A 22,372-nucleotide genomic window follows, 5' to 3' on the forward strand; every position below is an offset into this window, starting at 1 on the left:
AAGAAGGAGTCTGCATGACGGGCACTACCGATCCATCACAGCCCACCGAAAACCGCACGGTCCTGGTAACGGGCGCCACAGGCTATATCGGCGGCCGCCTGGTCCCGCGGCTTCTTGAAGCGGGCCACACCGTGAAGGTGCTGGTCCGGACGCCGGCCAAGATCGCCGGCGTCCCGTGGCTGGATGAAGTGGAGGTGGTCCAAAGCAGCCTTGACGACGCCGGTGCGATACGGGCGGCGCTGGGCGGCGTCGACGTTCTGTACTACCTCGTCCACTCAATGGCTGCCGGCGCAGGCTTTGAGCCCAAGGAAAAGGCCATGGCTGAGACCGCCGCGCACGCGGCCGCTGAGGCAGGGGTCAGCCGGATCGTTTACCTGGGCGGCCTGCACCCGTCCAACGTGGAGCTGTCCACCCATATGCGTTCCCGGGAAGCCGTGGGGAAGGTGTTCCTGGACAGCCCCGTGGATGCAGTAGTCTTCCAGGCCGGCGTGGTGATTGGTTCTGGATCCGCCTCGTTCGAGATGATCCGGCACCTGTCCGAAGCCCTCCCCCTGATGCCGGCCCCCAGCTGGGTCCGCAACAGGATCGAAGCCATCGCCGTCCGGGACGTGCTGTACTACCTCGTGGCCGCCGCATCCCTGCAGGGGACGATCAACCGCACGTTCGATATCGGCTGCCGGCAGGTACTGAGCTACGCGGGCATGATGAAGGAATACGCCGCCGAAACCGGCCTGCCGCACCGAGTGGTGTTGGCCCTGCCCATTCCCGCTCCCAAGCTCGCCGGCATGTGGGTGGCCCTGACCACCCCCATCCCGCTGTCCATGTCGCTGCCACTCGTCCAGTCGCTGCAGCACGACGCAGTGTCCAGGGAGCACGATATTGATTCCTTTATTCCCGTCCCGGAGGGCGGCCTGACTCCGTACCGGCGTGCAGTGGCCCTGGCCCTCGGCAAGGAGCGCGACGGCCAGGTGGAGACAACCTGGGCCAATGCAGGGGCCGACGCCGATCCCCTGCCCAGCGATCCGGATTGGGCCGGCCACACGGTGTTCGTCGACGAGCGGACGTTCCATGGGGACGTCGATCCTGCCCATGTGTGGACCATCATCGAGGGAATCGGCGGCCGGAACGGCTGGTATTCGCTGCCGCTCGCGTGGCAGGTGCGGGGCTGGCTGGACAAACTCACCGGCGGCGCGGGGCTTCTGCGCGGACGCCGGCACCCCGGCAACCTCGCATCAGGCGAAGTCGTGGACTGGTGGCGGGTGGAACGGATCGACCGCGGAAAAATGTTACGGCTCAGGGCGGAGATGCGCGCCCCCGGACGCGCCTGGCTTGAACTGTCCGTTGAGCCCGACGGCGCCGGCAGCCGCTACCGGCAGAGGGCTATTTTCTTCCCGAAGGGGCTGAGCGGAAGGCTTTACTGGCTGGCCGTGCTGCCCTTCCACAGCCTCATCTTTCCGGCGATGTCGCGCAATATCACAGCCGCCGCCCAGAAACTTGCCAGTGCGGAGGCCGGTTCGAGGAACAGCAGGCACTCCCCGTAGGATGTGGGGAGCAAAAAGCGTTCTGACCCCAATCCTGGAGGACCCATGGCACTGAGTGCATCCACCACCCTTCCGCACGCCGTCGACACCGTTGCTGCTGTTTTCATCAACGAGGACTTCCAGCGGCACACGAGCGAATACGTTGGCGGCACGCTGGAGTCGTTCGCGGTGGACGGCGACACCGCCGGAGCTTTCAGCACCACTTCGGTCCGCACACTGCCCACTACCCGCCTGCCGGAGATCGCCCGCAAGTTCGTTGGTGACAAGCTCACGGTCACGCAGGTGGAAAACTGGGACGCCCCGGCGGCAGACGGTTCCCGCCAGAGCAACATCACCTTGAAGATCGCAGGCGCTCCCCTTGACGTGACGGCGGTCCAGCGTCTCGTTGCTGAGGGCGGCAGCACCCGCGTGGAACTGGAAGGCAACGTGACCTCGTCCGTTCCGTTCCTGGGCGGCAAGATCGCCGATGCGGCCGAGCCCATGGTGGCCAAGGCCCTGAACATCCAGTCGCAGCAGGCCCAGGCCTGGCTGGAAAGCCACTAAGAAAATGCAACTCCCCGTCTTCGCGGCCGTCCTGCTGGTCATCTCCGGCGTCTGGTCACTGGTGGTCTGGCCGCAGTTCCTGCGCCGGGTGATGAAGGATCCCCGGGCGCGGGACGCCGCAGGCAAGGCCACGAAGTTCCTCAACGTCCACCTGGTGCTCGTCAGCATCTCCATGGTGCTGGGGGCTGCCACGGCCATCATTGGGATCATGGGGCTGTTCGGCTAGCTCCTTTCCCGCCCGCGCTGACGCTAACGGTCTCTGTTCCGGTCCGGCTTCCTGCGCTTGGGGGCTGGACGTACCGGGGACGGGGCCGGCCCTAATCCCGTCAACGTGGCTCGCAAGCGTCCGCTGCAGCGGCCTCCCGAAAAGTAACATTCCGGAACTCGACGGCAGGGCCGGCGTCGTAATTCTTCAGCAGCGAAAACCACCCTCCGCCGTACGCCGTGTCATCCGTTTCGGCGTCGGCCCCTTGCTGGTCCGGCCGCCGGGCGATGACCCTTTGAGGTGTCACAGTCAGTACCAGCCGCGTCCACTCCCCCGCACCCGGTGGCGCGCCCTCTGCTTCGGCCAGCACTACCGGTCCCGCCCCCTTGTCCCTCCGGCTGAGGGTCAGCCTGCCGTCCGCGCCGAACTCCAGCTCGTAGCCTGAAACCGCAGCGTCCGGGCGGTACGGCGCATCATCATCCTGGCCAAAGGCCACCCCGGCGCTGCCCTTCCCGGCGGGAAGGCCCTCCGGCCAGCGCAGTTCGAAGGCGAGCTCACGTCGCGGGCCCGACAGCCCGCCCATCGACCCCATCAAGTACGACGCCGGCTCCTCGCTTGAGATTCGGACAGCAGCCTGCTGGAGTGCCGGCTGTCCTTGCCAGTCCCCTTCTGCCTCCTGGGGCAGGTCCCCGGCGTACCGCAGCCCGGTGTCAAAGCCATCCTCAGCTCGCCGTTCCTCAAGGTGCAGGACGTGCACGACGTTCGAACATACGAAGCCCCGGACCCCCAGCGCTTTGAGCCGTGCATGGTCACTGCGGCGCCGGACTTCCCAGGCGGCAACGGGCTTACCTGAGGCCACGAGTTCCCGCACAACGGCGGAGGGGGCCGAATTGTGAACGCCCAGAAGGTCAACCCGGGGAATCAGGGCAGCGAGATTGTCGTAGTCCGGCGCCGTCACGTATCCCCACGTGGTGTAGCCCCGGGACCTGGCCAGGGCGTGCCCCGGTGACGAAGCCGGCTGCTTCCAGACCACACGATCCCTGGCCCCGGGATAGGCCTCAAGGAGCTCCAGGAGTTCATCGGCATTCGTGCCCTGCTTGTCTTCGAGGAAAATGACCCTCGACGGAAGGAAAGTCCGGAGTACATCTTCCAACAGCGGTATCGGTTCCAGGGGTGCGGCCGGTCCCAGCCAGGCACGGGCATCGTTCCGCAACGATTCCAGCGCAGCATAACTAGCCCGCGCGATAATGAGGTCTGTCCCGGTCAGCCGCTCAGTGTTGAGATCGTGATGGCACACCAGCACGCCGTCCCCTGTCGATACCACCGAAACCTCCAATGCCTTCAAGCCGGCAGCGGCCGCTTTGGTGTAGGCAAGCATCGTGTGCTCCGGCCAGTTATCCCCCGATCCCCTGTGCGCCACGAAGAAACTCGGGGCAGCGAGCAGCCCCGCTATGGTGAACGGTCCAACGTCGCCCGCTGCGGCCAATGCCCCTTCTTCGATCAACGAGGCAGTTGCTTCCGACGCCGACACATGGTTGGGCACTGGCCTCGCCGCCTGGCCGACAGGGGACTGGGGACAGGTTTCGCCGCAGCCGGTACCGTTCAGCACACCTGCGGCGGCCACGAGCCCCAGGAAGCCCCGGCGTCCGATCTTAGGCCCGGATTCGGTGCCTGGCCACGCTTTCATTAGCGGCCCATTGGTACGGCGGGCGCCCTGGCCTGGCCCACAGCGGCGGCCAGTTCCGCCCGCCTTGCTCGCCGCAGCGCCCGCTGTTCGTCGCCGGCAATGACCACCATTGCGAGAATGGTCCAAACAACAATTCCTGCAACGGAACGGGTGGCAAGGGAGCTGTAGGTCTGCGGAATCACGACTGCAAAGAGCCCTGCTAAGGTCAGGCCCCGGTATTCGTGCCACGCCGAGTTCCGCAACAGCAGCACCAGCATCAGGCCGAAATAGAGGACGGCGAAGAAGATGCCAAAGTCGATGCTGTACATGAGGATAGGATTCTCGAAGCTCGTCTCCAGGCCGGCCTGGACTGCCACGCGGTAGCTCGACCCGATGCCTTGGCCTGCCACGGCGTAGTCAGCCCAGCGGGCGAGGAAGTATTCCAGTGCCAAGGCCCGGGCCTGGGCGGACCCGGTGTCATTAGCCAGCCTTTCGGAGACACCTACCACCAGCGGCGACGACATGACGACCATCGCAACACCTGCAAGGAACGCCAGCATGATTGCTTTGACCCACGGCTTGCGGTCAGCGAAGAACACCACAAGGACGACGGACACCCCCACTACGGCCAGACCCACCCTCGACTGAGTGATGAGGACCCCAACAATCATCAGCACCAGGAGGACCGCCTGGACGGAATTGCGTTTCAGCCCGGCAACCAGGGGCGCAGCCACGCAGACCACCAGGGAGAGGGCGAGTGGCTGGTCCAGCGTGCCCATCCACCGCTGGGTTTCCGGATTGAACCAGTACTGCGTCCGGAACCCGGAGCCGTAGAAAAGGGCCTCACCGTTGAGCCATTGCGCCACCGCGATAGCGCAGACTATAGCCACAAGCAAAAGCAGGAGGGATCGAAGCATCTTTATCAGCCCGGGGTGGCGGACACTGTTCGCAATGAGGAGAAGAAAAAAGAGCACCGGGGCCAGGATCTGGTCCACCAGCAGCAGCATGCCTCCGCCCTCTGACGAGGTCCTGGAGGCAAGGAACGCTGCCACGATCACCAAGGCAAGGACCAGGAAGACGAAAAAGTGGCGGGCCAGGGCGTCCTTAATGCTCCACGGATCGTGAAGGAGTTGCCCGGCCAGAACTGCGATCACCAGCCAGGACGCTGCGTGGAAGCCCAATGCACCGCCAGCTTCACCGGTCACCACGGAATTTCCCACTGCCGGGACCAGAAACCAAAGCGTGAGCACCGCTGCCAGCAGCACCCGCGGCCGGGAGCGCAGAAGGACGGACGCGGCCACGCACAGTCCAATCCACAGCGCCAACTGCACCGTTTACCTCCGGCGGGTCACGGGCTTGACAGGCTCCCCCGCGGACAGGCTGACCGGCATCCACTGCGCCGCTCGGGAACGCCGCCGTGAGCGCCGAACCCTCATACGGCGCACGAACCTCCCAATGAACCTGCGACGTTCCTCCGCCATTCGGCTTGGCAGCGCGTTGAGCACAACCCCCGTTGCCTGCGTGTTGACAGCCTCAAGGTTTTTGAGGGCGGCCTTGAGCAATTCGGCCGACACACGGCCATGGCGGACCACCAACAAAGTCCCATCAACCACGGCTCCGATCAGGGCAGCGTCGCTGAACGGCCGCAGGGCTGGTGCGTCCACAATGACCCGCGTGTACTGGGTGCGCATTTCTTCAAGCACCTCATAAAGCGCAGGACCCCGGAGCAGTTCTGTGGGGTTGGCCGGTATTGTGCCGGCCGCGAGGGCGTGAAGTCCGTCTACCGAGGTGTGCTGGATGGCGTTGCTGACGTGCAGGTGCCCGGCAAGGACATCGGACAAGCCAATGCTTTTTCCCAGGCTGATGTCGGCGGCCAGTCCCGGCTGGCGGAGGTGTGCTTCGACGAGGAGTACCCGCTCTCCGGCTTCCGCCCATGCTTTGGCCAACATCAGCGCAACGGTGGTTTTTCCCTCGCCGGATCTGGCCGACGTGATAGCGATGACCTCGGCCGACGGAAGGGAGGGAAGATGGTCAACGTTGGTCCGGAGCCTCCGTGCTGCCTCGTCGAGCAGGGAACCTGCCCCTTTCCCCAGAAGGAGGGCGGCCCGGCCTGAGGTGGCGTGGCTGTACGGCAACCTCGCGAGCAGCGGCAGCCCGGAGGCCACTTCAACCTCTTCTGGCGTTTTCAGGGACTTGTCCAGCAGCCGGCGCGAGACAGCGATCACAACTCCGGCGGCCAAACCCAGCAGAACGCCGAGTCCGAGGTTGAGCGGCACCCGCGGGGAGACCGGGTCAGGGAGAACGTCCGGGCCCGAAACGACGTTCAGAACGGTGGCGCCGCCCGGAAGCGTCCGGCCGGCTTCGAGCTCATTCACTGCAGCGCCAAAGTTTTCGGCAACGGCGGTCACGGTTGCCCTCGCCTTATCGATATCCGGCTGGGTTACGGTCACGGTGAGCATCAGGGTTTCACTGTCTGCGGAGGCGCTCATGCTTTCAGCGGTCTGCTCGGCGGTCAGCCCGTTACCGCTGGCTTGGACTACCTTGTCGATGAATGAATCGCTCTTGACCAGGCTGGCAAAGGAGGCCATCTTGCCGCGCGACAATTCCAAGGACTGGAGGGCGGACTGGCCGGTGACAGCCGGGCTCACCACGAAGAAGCGGACCATCCCCTGGTACATAGGCGTGGCGTTGGAGGTGACATAGGTGGCCCCTCCGAACCCCGCAGCGACGCATACCAGGACTATCCACCAGCCCCGGGCTATGGCCCGCACATACTCTCCCAGATCCAAAGGAACCCCCATCTGCGGCTTCCATGCCGTGCCACACCAACACGGTACGTATAGTCAGTCCCCTGACTATCGCTCCATTATTGAACGCAATGCACCCCGTAGGAAGCTTTCTGGGGGGCGGGATTTTCCAGTTTCGCCAACGCCGTCCCCGGTCAGGGCCCCGGGCGCCTAGCCAAACGGTCGGCGCAGCCGTAGTCTGTCCCTAATCCGGGGCAACGCGGCTTCATCGGAGGTGGGCAGAGGCGCTATGCGGAAGGTCCCGAGGCCCCCTTTCGAGACCGGGCTGTTCCCGGCCCGTCCACGTACCCTGGGGCGCGAATGAATGAAGCAGTGCGATCGCTTAAAGTCCTGGTGGCGCATCCCAGCGCCGACCTCTACGGCTCGGACCGGGTGCTCCTGGAAACGATCGAGGGCTTGGAGCGCTCCGGCGCGCGGGTAGTGGTGACCCTGCCGTCGTCGGGCCTGCTCGTTCCTGAGCTTGTACGCCGCGGAGCCCGTGTCATCCTCTGTCCCACTCCCGTCCTGCGCAAGAGCATGCTTTCCCCCCTCGGGCTGCTAAATGTCAGCGGAGCCGTGGTCCACGGCCTCTTCCGCAGCATCGGGGTCATCCGCGGTGTCCGACCAGATGTCATCCTGGCAAACACCATCACTGTTCCCTTGTGGACGGCAGTCGGCCGGCTATGCGGCATCCCTGTGGTCACCCACGTCCATGAGGCCGAGGCCAACGCCCCCCGCGCCATACGTGCCGCCTTGGCTTTCCCCCTGATCTTCTCCAGCGGGATCCTGACCAACAGCAGGTTCAGCACCGAAACCTTGGACAGCTCACTGGGCATCCTGCGCGGCCGTTCCACCGTCTTGAACAATGGGGTGCCCGGGCCACCAACGGACCGCCCGCCCCGGACCGGGCTCTCCGGCGGACTGCGGATCCTCTATGTCGGGCGGCTCTCCCATCGCAAGGGAGTGGACATCGCCGTCGACGCACTGCTCCAGCTCCTGCAGCAGGGGGTGCCGGCGCACCTGTCGATCGTAGGGGCCGTATTCCACGGCAACGAGGCGTATGAGGCCGGGCTCCGAGAAAAGGTCCAGGCAGCGGGTGCCTCGGAACACGTGACTTTCCACGGTTTCCAGGATGATGTGTGGCCCTTCTTTGCCGATTCCGACGTCGTCGTGGTCCCTTCCCGGCTGGATGAACCCTTTGGGAACACAGCGGTTGAAGCGGTTCTCGCCTCCCGCCCCGTGGTGGTCAGCAACACGTCCGGGCTTCGGGAGGCGGCGGCTGGCTACAAATCAGCTCAATTTGTGGCCGCCGGGGAATCTGCCGATCTCGCGGCGGCCCTTAAGTCAGTCTCGCTGGGCTGGCCCGACTTCCGCGCCGCCGCGATCGCCGACGCCCGGGAAGCCGCCACCCGCCACAGCCCGGAGCGGTTTGGTGCAGTAATGGCCAGTTATCTTGCCCAGGCCTCTGGCAGACCGGCGTGACAGGGAAAAGTCCGGATGCACAGGCAGAGGGACCTGCTGCACCGGCGCCAACAGAATCAGAACCGGACAACGGTGCCCGGAAGACAGCGCGAAGCGTCCGGTGGAGTTTCGGCGCTGTGGTTGCCCGACAGGGGTTCCAGATCCTCTCGGCCGTAATCCTGGCCCGAATCCTTGGGCCCCAAAGTTACGGCGTGATCGCCAGCGCCACCGTCTTCATCAGCCTGGTTGCCTTGGTCCTGGACCAGGGGCTGTCCGCAGCATTGATCCAAAGGCCCGAGGTCACCCGGCGGTTGGCCGGGGCCACTGTCACGCTGAATCTCCTGATCGCGGGCTTACTCGGTGCCGGAACGTGGTTCGCGGCGCCGTTGGTCTCCGGGTTTTTCCGCGTGTCCGAGTTGGAACCCATCCTGCAGGTGCTCGCGTTCGCCATCCCCATCAAGGCCCTTGCCATCACACCGAGGGCCATGCTGTCCCGTGACCTCCAGCTTCATCGCGTGGGCGCCTCGGATATTGCAGCAGCCGCTGCCGGAAGCGCCGCCGGCATCGGTGCGGCCTTTGCCGGCGCCGGACCATGGTCGATGGTGTACCAAGTCGTGGTCACTGACCTCGTGTGCGGCGTTGCGCTGATGATTGCCAGTAAGGGTCCACGGCCAAACTTCAGCTTCCGGTCCGTGGTGCCCCTGCTGAAGTTCAGCTCCAGTGTTTTCGCCACAGACTGCCTCGCCTATTTCTCCCGCAACCTCGACAGCATTTTGGTGGGCAGGTTCCTGGGCGTAGCCGCGCTGTCACTCTACGGAATGGCCTACCGGATCCTCGTCATGCCCGTACAGCTCATCGGACAGACCGTGAACCGGGTGATGTTCCCCGCCTTTGCGCGCGCCGCCCAGGAACCCGCACTCGTAGCAGAGAAGCTGGTGGCTGCCACGCGCATCCTTGCAATCTCCGCCATACCCCTGATGGTCTACGTGGCCTGCGCTGCTCCTGTCCTGGTGAACCTTGTGCTCGGACCCGAGTGGATGCCTGCCGCGGCGCTGGTCAGCGTTCTCGCGATCGGCGGGGCACGTGAAACAGTTTTTTACATCACGCCCTCCCTCATGAAGGGGCTGGGCCAGGGCCGGCTCATCATCCGCTATGAGATCCTGGCGGCCGTGGTTCAGGTCGGCGGTATCGTCATAGGACTTCAATTCGGGCTCTTGGGGGTGGCAGTTGGCTATGCGGCTGCCGGCTTTGTCCTGACACCGGTCCTGCTGCGCATCCAGAAGTCCCTGACGGGGGTAACGGCGAGGTCACAACTTGGCAGCATCTTCCCCGGCGCCCACGCGGCTGCGTGGGGTGCCGCGGGCTACGGCTTACTCTCGCTCACGGACCTGGGGCCTGCGGGAATGTTATTCGGAGGCTTGGGAGTGTTCGTCGTTTCGGCGGTGGCTATCCTGTGGCTTTTCCATCGCCGGATGCTGAAGGCGTACCTGCGTGACGCCGCCTCGCTCGTGGGCAGACATAAGCCGGCCACATCCAAACCACATGGAGCAATGCCATGACTGAGCATGACGGAAAAGACGGGTCAGCTCCTGGCGGGATAATTATCGCGGTCCTGACATAGCGCCAGGCGGAAGACCTGAAGCTGGCCCTCCCCCGGCCCGCAGCACCAAAAGATCTTCTGGCGATCAACGCCGGACGCTTCTTCCAGCGCCGGCGATTGGCTACGGGAATTCCCCCTGAGCGTGGCGGCAACGAACAACCTCCTGTTGCATCTACCGCAGATCAGGGCCATGCACCGCGGCGCGGGGTCTCGGCATGGCGTCGGGGGCGTTCGGTTACGTTTATAGCAGCACCGCTGCAAGTGAAATTTTTCACAACTTTCCCAGCTCCGGCACGTTAGTGCAAAATTCGCCAAAACCCGGGGTTTTCCTCGGCGTGTCGCCGACTTTTATGCCAAACGAATCGGCGCCCAAGGCATGACTTGAGGCTCGAAACCACCGTTACCATTTTGCAACATTAGCCAGACTCTACTACGGTAAACCCATCAGCCGTGGTCGGGGATGCCAACGGGAAAGTCACTGCAGTTGTCGTTTGGGTTACCCCCCGCCTAGGTCTCAGGCCTCGGCATCTGCGTTGGCGCCGCACATTAAGCAATTAACTAGGCTTTGCGCCTTGGTAGACTCGGCATTAGCCGTCCCATAGCGCTGGCCTGTGCGATTCCCCGTGCCCGGAGAACGAGACGTAGAGGTTATTGCATTATGGCGAAACAGACACAAAACATACGCACCCGAAGAAGTTATTCGCTGAGCGCAGCCGTCCTTACGGTGGCAGCGCTCGTCCTGACGGGCTGCGGACAGCCGTCTCTTGTGGGCGCCAGTTCGTTGGCAAACCCTGAATTTGACGCGGCGGCGGCCCGCAGCCCCGCCGCTCCCGCGTCAGCAAAGGCAGCACCAGCGACGCCGGCCGCCCCGGAACCGGATGCAGGCACGGCAGTTGAAGCAACTGCTCCGGCGGCTCAAGAGCCCGAGCCCGCCCTGACCGTTATGCCCCAAGGCAAAGTTGAACCCGCTCCGGCGCCACAGCCTGATGCAGCCGACCGTTCCGGTCTCGTCACCGGAACCTACCAGCCGTCAGCCGACACCACCGGCGTACCTGCCGGCACCGTGCTGACGCCGCACAACACTTCAGGGGCAGACCTGGTCATCACCCAGGACGGCACCATCCTGGACGGCCTGGAAATCTACGGCGACATCAAGGTCCGTGCCGCAAATGTCACCATCAAGAACAGCCGTCTGCACGGCGGCACCCATATCCCGGGCAGCAATACGGGCATCATCGACGCGAACAGCTCTGCCGTCTCCAACCTGGTTGTCCAGGACAACACCATCATCCCGGACCGGCCCTCCTACTATCGTGACGGGATTGTGGGCCACGACTACAAGGCCCTGCGGAATCACATCCAGCGAACAAACGACGGTCTGGGCATTTTCAACCGGCCGGGAGGTCCCGCGGCAGCCAACGTGTCCGCCGAAGGCAACTACATCCACTCGCTCACGTACTGGTCCTCCGACCCCGCACACAGCGACGGCACCCACAATGACGGAATCCAGGTCCAAGGCGGCGAGAACATCCGCCTCGCCGGAAACACCGTCGTAGCCAACGCCGTCCTCGGCGAAGGCTCCGGACCCAACCCCCGCGGCGACCACGCCGGCATCGGCATCATGCTCCAGCAGAACGTGGCCAAGCTGGCCAACGTCGTGGTGGAGAACAACTGGGTAGATGACGGCCAGACCTCGATCAACATCGCCAACGGCAAATACGCCGACATCACGGTAACGGTCCGCAACAACAACCTGGGCCGGAACCAGTACGACTTCGGAAACGGTTCAAAATACCCGATCCGAATCATTAGCCGCTCAGCTAGCACCGTATATGGTCTGGATAGCAACCGCTGGGCGGATACCCTGGCGTTGCTCGTTGAAGGCCGCGACGGCGGCATCCGTTACAACAGCTAGTCCCACTTCACCGCGGACCAGGGGTCTCAAGCCGATGTGCGCAACCGCGTTACGGATGCTTCCTGCCTGCCCGCCTGTTCTTAAAAAGGAATAGTTATGAACTCAACGAACACTCTTACCCGTCGCCGTGCCCTGGGGCTCGGCTTCGCCGGCGCCCTCGGTACCGTTCTGGCCGGTTATGGGGTGGCCCAGCCAGCAACGGCAGCCACCAGCCGCGACGGCTTGATATACGGCGAATACAAGCCCACCGATGCCAACACGGGCGTTATCACCGGCACAGCGCTGACGCCCCACAACACAGCTGGCACAGACCTGATCATTACCAGCGACGGCACGGTCCTTGAGAACCTGGATATCTACGGCGACATCAAGGTCCGCGCCCGCAACGTCGTTATTCGCAACTGCCGGCTCCGCGGCGGCAAGCATATCCCCGGCTCCAATACAGGCATCGTGGATGCCAACAGCGGTAGCTGTTACAACCTGCTTGTCCAAGACTGCACCATCATCCCGGACCGCCCCAGCTACTACCGCGACGGCATCGTGGGCCACGAGTACACAGCACGCCGCAACCGCATCAAACGGACCAACGATGGCCTTGGCGTGTTCAACCGTCCGGGCGGTCCGGTGCAGGCAAACGTCACCATTGAAGGCAACTTCATCAATGAGCTCACTTACTGGAGCAACGATCCGGCACACTCTGACGGCACACACAATGACGGCATCCAGGTCCAGGGCGGCGAGAACATCACCATCGTCGGCAATACCGTGGTGGCCTCTGCAGTGACCGGTTCAGGCAGCGCACCGAACCCCCGCGGAACGCATGCCGGGATCGGTATCATGCTCCAGCAAAACGTCGCCAAACTCGCTAATGTCCTGGTCAGGCGGAACTGGGTGGACGACGGCCAGACCAGCATCAATATCGCCGTGGGCAGCAAGTACAGCGATATTGTGGTAACGGTCCAGAGCAACTTCCTGGGCCGCAACCAGTACGATTTCGGCAACGGTTCCAAATACCCCATCCGCGTTATCAGCCGTTCCAGGAGCAAAGTCACCGGTCTCATGTACAACCGGTGGGAAGACAACAACACCTACCTCAAAGAAGGAAGGGACCTGGGCATCCGCTACGACAGCTAGCGGAGGTGTGCCGCGAAAATGCGGCCCCCTGACGATCTGCTGCAAGCACTCAGGGAACGGGCCATCGGCCTGTTCCCTGAGTGCTTCGGCGTTTCGGCTTAGCCGGGCACCGAAGTGAAATCGTCGAACCGTGCAATCACCGGAGCATTCGTGGCGGCACTCGAGAGATAGGCCAACAGACCCACCGAACCGGCGCTTTGCAGCGCGGCCGTTGTGTCGGTCGAGGTCAGCATCCAGCCCGCTGGCTCGGCCGTTCCTGCACGCCAGGCCTTGGCCCGGATGGTGGTAGGTGAGGTTCCCGTCGCCTGGACACGCAGCCTGACTGCCTGCCCCGCCGTAATGGAGAAACCCGTCGAGGTCTGGCTGAGGGTGGTTTCACTGCCACCCGCCAGCCGGGTGATTTGCAGCGTCACCGCTCCGTTGGATTCCACCTTGATCTTGGCCCGATATTCGTTGCTGGCCACCCTCCTGCCGGTCACTCCGAGGAACGTCCCGCCGCCATTGCCGATCTTGTCGAGCGAGAGCGTTGCTGAGGTGTCGGCTGCTGTCACCGATACTCCCGGAAGATAGGCCGAGGGTCCCCGGCCTGCGGCCAGGTTTATGGCACCCAGGCCATTTCCCACAGCGAAGTACGACGACGATCCGTTCAGCGCCCAAGTGCCGCCGTCGTCGGCCGCGCCCCAGCCAGTGGACAACGTCCGCCCGAAAGCATCGGAGGCCAACGCCCCGCCTGGAGTGGAATTCACGGTGACAGTCCGCGTGGTGCTCGCTGTGGCGCCGTCGTTGTCCGTCACTATCAGCGTGATGGTGTAGGTTCCTGCAGCAGCATAGGTGTGCTGCGCTGTCGCGCCGGTGGCTGTGCCGCCGTCGTCAAAGTCCCAATTGTAGGAACTGATGCTGCCGTCGGGGTCAGAAGAGGCGGAGCCGTTGACGGCCGCGCTGAGCCCGCTCACCGACGTGGTGAAAGAGGCCGACGGCGACTGGTTTCCGCCGGAACTGACCGTGACGTTCCGGGAGGTGCTGCTGCTTGCCCCACTGTTATCCCGGACCGTCAGGCTGATGCTGTAGGTGCCGGACGCAGCATAGGTATGGCTGGCGGTGGCGCCCGTAGCGGTGCCTCCGTCTCCGAAGGCCCAGGTATATGAGCTGATGCTGCCGTCCGGATCGGAGGAGGCGGAGCCGTTGACGCTGACCGTCAGTCCGCTGACGGACTCGGAGAAGCTGGCCACGGGCGGCTCATTGCTGGTTCCGGCAATGGATATCGTCCGGCTGTCCCCCGTGACAGTGTTGCCCAGCGGATCTGTAACCCTGATCCGATAACTGTGCGTTCCGCCAGCAAGCCCGCTGTCATTGAATGTCAGGGTGGGCCGCTGCCAGAACGTGGAGAGTTGTGAGAGCGTGTAGGCCGGCAACCCGTTTCGAAGGACCGTATAGGTCAGGTTGGAGTTGTCGCGGTCCCAATTCGACTGCCATTGAACTCGAACCTGGCCCGCCCCAGGGCTGCTCAGCGATGGCACAAAGTTGGAGCCGGAAACCCGTGGTCCCTGGTTGTTGGGAGCTATCTCCTTCACGGCAAAGCGTGACAGGCCCTGCTGCGGGCTCTGGTTTACGTTCCTGAACTCGCCCACCATCACTACGTAGTTGTTATTGCCAGTAACCGCCCACGGGCCCTGGCTTTGTCCGCTGGCCGTCCCGGTGTCCATATCGGGGAACCAGTTCAACATTGAGGGGGCGGGCTGGCCGGTGAAGGACGGATAGCCGTAGATGTCCTTCGTGAGGGTTCCGGTCGCCGCTTTGCCGAAGGACACAGCCCGGTGCCACGTCCGCGGAGTGGTTTCGGGGAAGCCGCCAAAATTCCCGCAGTAATGCGGGTGACCGGCTACGTACACGGCAGTGTTCGTGGCGAACGCACCGTAGGAGTCTCCGTGACAGTCCTCGATCCATTTAATCCTGGCGTCGGACCAGTTGGCTGCAAAGGCGCCCTCGAGGTTACCGCCAGTGCCAAAAATATAGCCTGTGCCGTAGAAAGTGGTCCCGTCGCTGGACAGGGAAAGGATGGCCGAGTCGGTTCCGGCATTGCGCACGATGTCGTTTGCCTGGATAGCAAGCGTCGCACCGGTGGTCGCGTTGACCATGCCAAGCCCATAGCCGGGTCGGTTTGAACCGTTGAGGGTCGTGAAGGCGCCGCCGACAACCACGCGCCCTTCTTCGGGCGAGAGTGCCAAGGCATTGACGCGGCCGTTCGCCGCATTGGGGGCCCAGGACAGCAACGCCCCGTTGCTGGCGTTTACCGCGGCGAGGCGGTTGCGGGACGCCGAGCCCACATTTGTGAATGTGCCGCCGAACCAGACCGTGGAGTCGCTGGCCACGACGGCCCGGACGGTTGCGCCCACATTGGGAGCGAAACCGCTGATAAGTGCTCCGGAGTTCGGATCCAAAGCGGCAATTCGGTTCCGCGTTACTCCGTTCACCGTAGTGAAGTCACCACCGACGTAGATGCGGCTGCCGTCCGGCGAGGCCGTTATGGCCAAAGCCTGGCCATTCAGGACCGGGGCGAAGCTGGTCCTGAGCTGGCCGGTCGCCAGGTCGAAGGCAAGAATATTGCGCCGCGAAACCAGCTGCGTTCCAGGTGCAGCCCCGAAGGGTCGTGCGTTGTTGAACCTTCCAGCCACATAGACCGTGTTACCGACCGTGACCGCGTGCCAAGCCACGCCATCGTGCTGGGCAGTGGGGAGGCTGTCCGCCGTCACCGTGACAGGTGTTTTAGGGTCATTGGGGTTCACCGGTGCCGAGTCAGCGAAGGCAGGCGCACCCACCATCACGCCGGAAACAGCCAGGATCCAGGCAGCCATCGTACAGAGCATCCGAAGATACAGATGGACCCGGACGTCCCGTACCCGTCCCTTGGGCGCACTTCCCGGGGAACTATCCGCCGGGGGCAGGGGCCTCAATTCGTCAGTATCAGGCCGCGCCGGCTCAGTCGCCCAATGGCGCCCATGCTTTCGTGGTTGCCATGACATCTCAGTGGCCTTTCAGCTCGAAGCTCGCCTTCAGCGGATCATCCAGTGGAGTCACGCTGTCGTCATCGAAGCGCGCCATTGCGGGTGCGTTTCCTGGGCGCTGAGCCGCCCACTCTTACTGGCAACTGGAGATCGTCCCCGCTGCGACACGACGGGAAACTCGGGCGGTGGGAACTCCTCCGCCTGTGATTTCCGTCATATATAGGTTAGCGCTTTCGTTGGACTTATTTCGAGTTTCTCCGCGAGGATTGTCATTGCTGGCCTTCACGCCGGTAACTCCCACAACATAGCTCCCATGCTTCACTTCGCCGTGAAGCTGACGGTTGTGGAGGGCTTTGAATTCCCGAAGGGATCCTTGACCACAATCCTGTAACTGTGCGCAGACCCGGAGGCCACCGTGTCCAAGTACTCCAAAGTAGGCCTGTTCCAAAATGTCGTCGCTTTCGCCTGGGTGTTGACCACAACGCCGTCCCGATAAACCTGGTATGTGAGGTTGCTGTTGTCCCGGTCCCAGTTGGACTGCCAGCGGACCTTGATCTGGCCCTTGGCCGGCGAGCTCAGGGCCGGGTTCGTGGCGGCGGCCGACGACCTCGGACCTTCCTTATTGGGCGCAAGCGAAGAAACGGCAAAACGTACAAGACCTTGCTGGCCTTTGAAGTTCACCGTCTTGAATTCCCCGCCCATCAGGATGTACTGGCTGTTGCCCGTGACATGCCAAGGACCTTGGTTCTGGCCCGTGGCCGTGCCCGTATCCATGTCCGGGAACCAGGTCAGCAACTCTGGCGCTGGCTGGCCTGTAAAGCTCTTGTACCCCTGGGTGTCCGCCGTTAAGGTCCTGGTAGCTGCCTTGCTGAACGCGATCGCCCGATGCCATGTCCTTGGACTCGTCTCCGGGAAGCCACCAAGGTTTCCGCAATAGTGGGGATGCCCTGCGACGTAGGCAGCCGTGTTGTTCGCGAACAGGCTGTACGAGTCTCCATGACAATCCTCAAGCCACTTAAGTCCCAAATTCGACCAGTTGGCCGAGAAAGCACCCTCCAAAAGGCCTGTGCCGGCGAAGTCGTAAGCCGTGCCGTACCAGTTGGTGCCATCCGTAGACAGTGACGTAATCGCCGCACCGCTGCCTGCATTGCGAACCACATCGTTGACTGGCGTCGCAATGATGCCGCCGGATACCGCATCCGTTGCGCCAAGACCATACCCGGGCTTCGAGGAACCGTTCAGCGTGGTGAAGGCCCCTCCGGCGACCACGCGCTTGTAGTCGGGCGAAACTACCAGGGCATTGACCCGGCCACCGCTGGCATTAGGGTTCCACGCCAACATGAATCCATCGGAGGACCGGAAGGCCGCCAGCCTGTTGCGCGCCACAGTGCCGACTGTGGTGAAGAGGCCGCCCACCCACACTGTGTCTGCAGAAGCGACCACCGCACGGACCGAGCCGTTCACCTTGGGCGCGAAGCCGCTCAGCACCGCGCCCGTGGTTGGGTTGAGCGCTACCACGCGGTTTCTGGTCTGGCCACTGACCGACGTGAAATCGCCACCGACATAGAGCCGGGTTTTGTCCGGCGAAGTGGTGATTGTGAGGCCCTGGGCATTGAGGGTCGGGGCAAAGGACGAAATCAGCGCGCCCGTGGTCAGGCTATAGGCCAGGATGTTCTGTCGTGGCACAGTCTGAGATCCCGGTGCTGCACCGGCCGGACGGGCAGAGCTGAATTTGCCCACAGCATAGACGGTGTTCCCGATGATCGTCTGCGACCAGACAACTCCGTCTATCTGGACTGTTGGCAGGGCATCCGCCGACACAGTTACCGGTGTCTTAGGATCGTTTGGATTCGTCGGTGCCGTATCGGCAAAACCTTGGGGCATAGCGATGATGGAGGCGGCAAGCAGCATAAACCCAGCTGCGAGGGCGGCGACCGGCTTGCCGCCGCCCTTTCGTGAAACGTGTGCTTTTAGTACGTGGTTCATACTGTTCCTTCCCGCACTAGGCGGACGGCTGTGAACCAGTCATAGGCTCCGCCGGCTCACGGTGTGGTCACGGCAAAGTCGTCGAAGCGGACGGCTACGGGAGCATTGGTTGCGGTGCCCCACAGGTAGGACATCAGGCCAACGTAACCCGCCGCCTGCAGGGCCGCCGTTGTGTCCGTCGCCGTCAGCTGCCAATCCGCTGGCTCCGTGGCTCCGTCCCGCCAGACTTTCGCCCGGAGCGTCGTTGGATTCGTTCCGGTGACCTGGAGCCGTATCTGTACCTGATCGTTGGCTACGAGCGTGAGTCCCGGGATCGAGATGGACTGCAAGGTTGTTTCCGCTCCAGCCGAAAGCCTCGTCAGATACAGCGAAGTCGTCCCGTTGGCAAAGATCCGCAGCTTTGCCCGGTACTCGTTCCCGGTACCGACCTTGCGGCCTATCACGCCGACAAACGATCCTCCCCCGGTGGCTATCTTGTCCTGGGAGACTTTGACGCGTACATCGGTGTCGGTTGCACTGACGGCCTGCAGGCCTGCCCAAGGTCCTGCATTTGGAGCTCCCAAGAGCATGGTTCCAACGCCGTTTCCAACATTGTAGGAGCCACCTCCTACGGTCCAGGCGCCGCCGTTGTCGGCGCTGCCCCAGCCAGAAGCCACGGTCCTGCCGAAAGCGTCTGCTGCCAGGACGCCCGGCGGCGGCGGAGCAGCCACAGTGACCGGTTGCGTCACGGCGTTCGTGGCGCCGTCGTCATCTGTCACCGTGAGCGTCACCTGGTAGGTGTTGGCGGCGGCATAGGCGTGCGACGGCGTTGCGCCGCTTCCCGTGGTGCCGTCACCGAAGTCCCAGGCGTAGTTGGTGATCGTGCCGTCGCTATCCGAGGATGTTCCGGCGTTCAGGTTGGCCGTCAGTCCGCTGGTGGTGGACGTGAAGGCGGCAATTGGCGCCGCGTTTGCCACCGGGGCGCCGCCCGCGGTGACGTTAAGGTTGTCGTAGCGCAGCGTGACGGGTGCGTTGGTTGCACTGGCGGACAGGTAGGACACGAGGCCGGTCCCACCAGCGACCTGTAGGCCTGCCGTGTTGTCACTTGCCGTCAGCTGCCAGGCGGCAGGCTCCGCTGCAGATGCCCGCCAGACTTTGGCTGTGAGGGACGTCGGGGACGTGCCCTCAAGCCGTAGCCTCAGGACGACGGGATCGTTGGCCGCGACTGTGAGTCCGGCGACGTTGACCTGGGCCAGGGTCGTCTCCGTTCCGCTGACCACGCGGGTCAGGTAGAGCGTCACCACACCGTTGCTCGCCACTTTGATCTTGGCGCGGTAGTCGGTGTTGGCGGCGTCGTCGGCAAGCCTGCGTCCAAGCAAGGAGGCAAACCAGCCTCCGCCGGTGGATGGCTTGTCGGCGGACACGGTCACCCGCGAATCGTTGGCCGCGGTGGAAACGGACTTCAGAAGTGCCATTCGGCTCTGGCCCGCACCCAGCGAGACTGCTCCGCTGCCATTGTTGACGGCGAAGCTGGACGTTCCACTGGTTATGGTCCAGGCCCCGCCAGTATCGGCGGTGCCCCAACCACCCGTGGAGGTCCGGCCGAAGGCGTCGGCGGCCAGAACTGTGTTAGCCGGGGGTGCCGTCACCGTGACGTTCTTGGTCACTGTTCCGGTGGCACCGTCGTCGTCCGTCACTGTCAGCTTCACCGCATAGGTGCCTTCGGCCGCGTAGGTGTGGTTCGCCGTCGCGCCCGTTGCACTGGTGGCGTCGCCGAAGTCCCAGGCGTAGCCGGCGATGGTGCCGTCGGCGTCTGCCGAGGCTGAGCCGTCGAAGGCCGCCGCGAGATTGCTGGCAGTGAAGCTGAAGTCAGCCACCGGCACCTGGTTGGGCGGCGGAGCCGTCACCGTCACGGGATGGGTCACCGAATTGGTGAGGCCCGTGTTGTCAGTCACGGTGAGTGTGACGTCGTACGTCCCTCCTGCAGCGTAAACGTGCTGGGCAGTGACGCCGGAGCCTGTGCCGCCGTCGCCGAAGTTCCAGGCGTAGTCTGTGATCGGCCCGTTCGCGTCGGAGGATGTTGTGCCGTCAACAGAGGCTGTCAAGCCTTCTGTAGTCGAGGTGAATGCTGCCACTGGCGGGGCCGGCGGAGCGTTGACGTTCCGGCCTGAAGCAACGTAGTGCGCCTGGATCCGGGACAGCGGGAGGACGGAGGGGTAGATGGCGACGTCGTCCAATTGGCCGTTGAAGTACCGGTTGGTTGGCCGGTTGGTCCAGCTTCCGAGGTTGTCCCCGCCGATCCTCCAGAAGCCGTCGAACTGCCACGCTGACGTGACGTCGGTTCGGCTTCCCACCAGCACGCCGTCGACGAACAACTGCATGCCGTTGCTGCCCAGGGTGGCCACTACGTGGTGCCATTGGTTGTCGTTGTAGCTGGCTACAGAGCTCACTGTTTGGCGTGTGACTCCATTTGGCCGGACTCCAAAGAACAGCCTGCCGAGGTTGGACATGTAAAGCACCCGATCGAAATCGGTGGACACCGTGGTCTGGGTGTTGCCATATCCGAAGATCTGGCCGCCAGTGATGGATCCGGTCTTGAACCAGGCCTCCTGGCTGAAGACCTGCGGCCTGAAGTCCAGTGTTCGGTCGACGGCAATCCCATCCAATGTGCCGTTGAAAGTTGCAGCCGTATCGGTTTCCCCGCCGATCGCGCCCGGCGCACCCAGGGTCACGCCCGGGCGGAAGAGCAAGTCATCCTTGCCTGCGAGATCGACGCCCGCGGTACCGCTTGGATCGCCGAGCCGCCAGTAGTTGTTCGGCTCGTCCGCCAGGACGCTTTGGGCGTAGGAACCTGGCGGCGTAACTGAGCCGGCCACTGTGATGTTGATGGTCTCGCTGCGGGCATCGTTTCCGAACGGATCAATGGCGAAGATCCTGTATCCGTAACTCTGTCCGGGGACCAGCCCCGTGTCCAGGAACGTCATGCCGGGGCGGTTCCAGAATGTGGAAGCCTGGTCGATCGTGGCGATGACTGCGCCGTTGCGCCGGACCTCGTAGGTCAGGTTCTCGTTATCCTGATCCCAGTTTGCCTGCCAGCGGACGCGGACCTGGCCGGCAGCCGGCGTGGAAAGCGTCGGGTTGAAGTTCAGGCCGTCGACCCGGGGGCCCCTCAGGTCGGGAGCGATGTTGCTCTTCGCGAAGCGGACAAGGCCCTGCTGCTGTTGGTTGTTGACGATGGTGAACTCACCGGCCATGACCACATAGTCTGAGTTGCCAGTGACCGTCCAGGGGCCTTGGTCCTGCCCTGTGATCGTTCCGGAATTCATGTACGGGAACCAGTTCTGCAACGAGGGCGCAGGTGTGCCCGCGTAGTTTGTGTACCCATGGGTTTCCTGCGTCAGGACCCCGGTAGCCGCCTTGCTGAACGCCAGGCCCCGCTGGAACTCCCAAGGTTCCGCCTGCGGGAATCCTCCGACGTTCCCGCAGTAGTGGGCGTGACCTGCCAAGTAGACCACGTCATCCATTGGAAAGACTGAATAAGTGTCGCCGTGGCAGTCTTCGATCCACTTGGTGGAGTCGTCCGACCAGTTGACGGAGAACACGCCTTCGAGGGTGCTCGTGCGGCCGAAAGTGTAGCCGCCGCCATACACGTTGGTTCCGTCGGAGGCCAACGTTGTGATGGAGCCGTTTGTTCCGCCGTTGCGGACCACGTTGTTGATCTGGAACGGGAGGTTTGCGCCAAGGTTGGTGTCCACCTTGCCCAGACCGAAACCCGGATTGGTGGAGCCGTTCAACGAGGTGAATGCACCGCCGACCACCATGCTCGCTCCGTCAGGTGACAAGGCAAGGGCGTTTACCCGGCCGCCGACGGCGAGCGGATTCCAAGGAAGGAGCGCACCGTTCGACGCCGAGACGGCAGCCAGCCGATCGCGGCTGACCGAGCCAACCGCGTTGAAAAGTCCGCCAAGGTAGACGGTGGTTGGAGTCGCCACGATGGCCCGCACGGATGCAGACATCCGCGGCAGGAAACTTGTGATGAGGTTTCCACTGGTGGGGTTCAACGCAACTACACGCCAGACCGTGGAACCGTTGATGGACGTGAAGGCTCCGCCGACGTACAGCCGTGTTCCATCCGGAGACGCTGCCAAGGCGGTCACTTCACCGTTGAAGCTGGGAGCGAACGGCAGCAGCGCACCCGTGGTGAGGTTGTAGGCAAGGATGTTGTTTCGAACTACTCCTCCGGTACCGGGTGCCGCTCCGGCTGGCCGGGCCTCCGTGAAGTTTCCGCCCACATAGACCGTGTTGCCGATGATCACCTGAGTCCAGGCGACTCCGTTGATCTGGGCAGTCGGCAGTCCATCAGCGGATACCGTGACAGGTACCCCTGCAGCGGGTGCAGTGTCTGCGGCCGCCGGCAAGGCTCCGCCCACCACACCGAGAGAAATCGCCAGGGCCGCGCTGAGGGTGACTGCAAGGAAGGATCTTAGGAGGCGCAGCTTTGTGCGGACCATCCGTAGCGCCGTCGCTTCGGGCACGATGCGATTCCCGCCCCCC

At 63.5% G+C, this 22,372-nt stretch carries 13 protein-coding genes; 7 read left to right on the top strand and 6 right to left on the bottom strand.

Features of this window, described 5'->3' with window-relative positions:
- Positions 1-14: 14 nt before the first annotated feature.
- The 3 genes from V9L18_RS07560 to V9L18_RS07570 are packed head-to-tail and all read left to right on the top strand — an operon-like array spanning position 15 to position 2,310.
- Positions 15-1,541 carry an SDR family oxidoreductase gene (locus tag V9L18_RS07560; protein WP_337346577.1) on the top strand — a complete coding sequence of 509 codons (1,527 nt, stop codon included), beginning with the start codon at positions 15-17 and terminating at the stop codon, positions 1,539-1,541.
- A 45-nt stretch (positions 1,542-1,586) separates the two neighbouring features.
- Positions 1,587-2,084, top strand: coding sequence for a DUF2505 domain-containing protein (locus V9L18_RS07565; protein ID WP_337346578.1), 498 nt, complete (start codon positions 1,587-1,589; stop codon positions 2,082-2,084).
- A 4-nt stretch (positions 2,085-2,088) separates the two neighbouring features.
- Positions 2,089-2,310: an SCO4848 family membrane protein gene (locus tag V9L18_RS07570; protein WP_337346579.1), complete on the top strand. Its 222-nt coding sequence runs from the start codon at positions 2,089-2,091 to the stop codon at positions 2,308-2,310.
- A gap of 100 nt (positions 2,311-2,410) precedes the next feature.
- Here V9L18_RS07570 and V9L18_RS07575 read toward each other — a convergent pair whose 3' ends face one another.
- Genes V9L18_RS07575 through V9L18_RS07585 form a run of 3 tightly spaced genes read right to left on the bottom strand, consistent with a single transcriptional unit; the run spans position 2,411 to position 6,756 of the window.
- Complete coding sequence (locus V9L18_RS07575) at positions 2,411-3,976, bottom strand: glycerophosphodiester phosphodiesterase family protein (RefSeq protein WP_337346580.1); 1,566 nt, start codon at positions 3,974-3,976, stop codon at positions 2,411-2,413.
- Positions 3,976-5,280, bottom strand: coding sequence for a hypothetical protein (locus V9L18_RS07580; protein ID WP_337346581.1), 1,305 nt, complete (start codon positions 5,278-5,280; stop codon positions 3,976-3,978). Before V9L18_RS07580 ends, V9L18_RS07575 begins: the two co-directional genes overlap by 1 nt.
- Positions 5,281-5,289: 9 nt before the next feature.
- Complete coding sequence (locus V9L18_RS07585) at positions 5,290-6,756, bottom strand: polysaccharide biosynthesis tyrosine autokinase (RefSeq protein ID WP_337346582.1); 1,467 nt, start codon at positions 6,754-6,756, stop codon at positions 5,290-5,292.
- A 306-nt stretch (positions 6,757-7,062) separates the two neighbouring features.
- Here V9L18_RS07585 and V9L18_RS07590 point away from each other — a divergent pair, with 306 nt between their 5' ends.
- The 4 genes from V9L18_RS07590 (at position 7,063) to V9L18_RS07605 (ending at position 12,851) form a co-directional block, all read left to right on the top strand.
- A complete protein-coding gene (locus V9L18_RS07590; RefSeq protein ID WP_337346583.1) occupies positions 7,063-8,223 on the top strand; it encodes a glycosyltransferase in 1,161 nt (386 codons plus the stop codon).
- The gene (locus V9L18_RS07595; RefSeq protein ID WP_337346584.1) at positions 8,220-9,761 is read left to right on the top strand and encodes a lipopolysaccharide biosynthesis protein; all 1,542 of its coding nucleotides are present in this window, start codon (positions 8,220-8,222) and stop codon (positions 9,759-9,761) included. The genes V9L18_RS07590 and V9L18_RS07595 overlap by 4 nt, the downstream gene beginning before the upstream one ends.
- Before the next feature lie 822 nt (positions 9,762-10,583).
- On the top strand, positions 10,584-11,717 hold the full coding sequence (locus tag V9L18_RS07600; protein ID WP_337346585.1) for a hypothetical protein: 1,134 nt from the start codon (positions 10,584-10,586) through the stop codon (positions 11,715-11,717).
- Between the two features lie 96 nt (positions 11,718-11,813).
- The gene (locus tag V9L18_RS07605) at positions 11,814-12,851 is read left to right on the top strand and encodes a hypothetical protein (RefSeq protein ID WP_337346586.1); all 1,038 of its coding nucleotides are present in this window, start codon (positions 11,814-11,816) and stop codon (positions 12,849-12,851) included.
- A 98-nt stretch (positions 12,852-12,949) separates the two neighbouring features.
- Here V9L18_RS07605 and V9L18_RS07610 read toward each other — a convergent pair whose 3' ends face one another.
- The 3 genes from V9L18_RS07610 to V9L18_RS07620 all read right to left on the bottom strand — a co-directional run bounded on the left by V9L18_RS07610 (position 12,950) and on the right by V9L18_RS07620 (position 22,353).
- Positions 12,950-15,703, bottom strand: a complete 2,754-nt coding sequence (locus V9L18_RS07610; protein ID WP_337346587.1) for a PKD domain-containing protein — start codon at positions 15,701-15,703, stop codon at positions 12,950-12,952.
- A gap of 468 nt (positions 15,704-16,171) precedes the next feature.
- Positions 16,172-17,839, bottom strand: coding sequence for a hypothetical protein (locus tag V9L18_RS07615; protein ID WP_337346588.1), 1,668 nt, complete (start codon positions 17,837-17,839; stop codon positions 16,172-16,174).
- Positions 17,840-17,895: 56 nt separating this feature from the next.
- Positions 17,896-22,353: a PKD domain-containing protein gene (locus V9L18_RS07620; protein WP_337346589.1), complete on the bottom strand. Its 4,458-nt coding sequence runs from the start codon at positions 22,351-22,353 to the stop codon at positions 17,896-17,898.
- Positions 22,354-22,372: the final 19 nt, after the last annotated feature.

The sequence above is a fragment of the Pseudarthrobacter sp. CCNWLW217 genome (assembly GCF_037203985.1).
Taxonomy (GTDB): Bacteria; Actinomycetota; Actinomycetes; order Actinomycetales; family Micrococcaceae; genus Arthrobacter.

Excerpts from the sequence above, each read along its gene's own strand:
- V9L18_RS07560 (WP_337346577.1), top strand. The coding sequence starts at position 15 with ATGACGGGCACTACCGATCCATCACAGCCCACCGAAAACCGCACGGTC.
- V9L18_RS07570 (WP_337346579.1), top strand. The coding sequence starts at position 2,089 with ATGCAACTCCCCGTCTTCGCGGCCGTCCTGCTGGTCATCTCCGGCGTC.
- V9L18_RS07590 (WP_337346583.1), top strand. The coding sequence starts at position 7,063 with ATGAATGAAGCAGTGCGATCGCTTAAAGTCCTGGTGGCGCATCCCAGC.
- V9L18_RS07585 (WP_337346582.1), bottom strand. The coding sequence starts at position 6,756 with ATGGGGGTTCCTTTGGATCTGGGAGAGTATGTGCGGGCCATAGCCCGG.
- V9L18_RS07605 (WP_337346586.1), top strand. The coding sequence starts at position 11,814 with ATGAACTCAACGAACACTCTTACCCGTCGCCGTGCCCTGGGGCTCGGC.
- V9L18_RS07615 (WP_337346588.1), bottom strand. The coding sequence starts at position 17,839 with ATGAACCACGTACTAAAAGCACACGTTTCACGAAAGGGCGGCGGCAAG.
- V9L18_RS07575 (WP_337346580.1), bottom strand. The coding sequence starts at position 3,976 with ATGAAAGCGTGGCCAGGCACCGAATCCGGGCCTAAGATCGGACGCCGG.
- V9L18_RS07565 (WP_337346578.1), top strand. The coding sequence starts at position 1,587 with ATGGCACTGAGTGCATCCACCACCCTTCCGCACGCCGTCGACACCGTT.
- V9L18_RS07610 (WP_337346587.1), bottom strand. The coding sequence starts at position 15,703 with ATGGCTGCCTGGATCCTGGCTGTTTCCGGCGTGATGGTGGGTGCGCCT.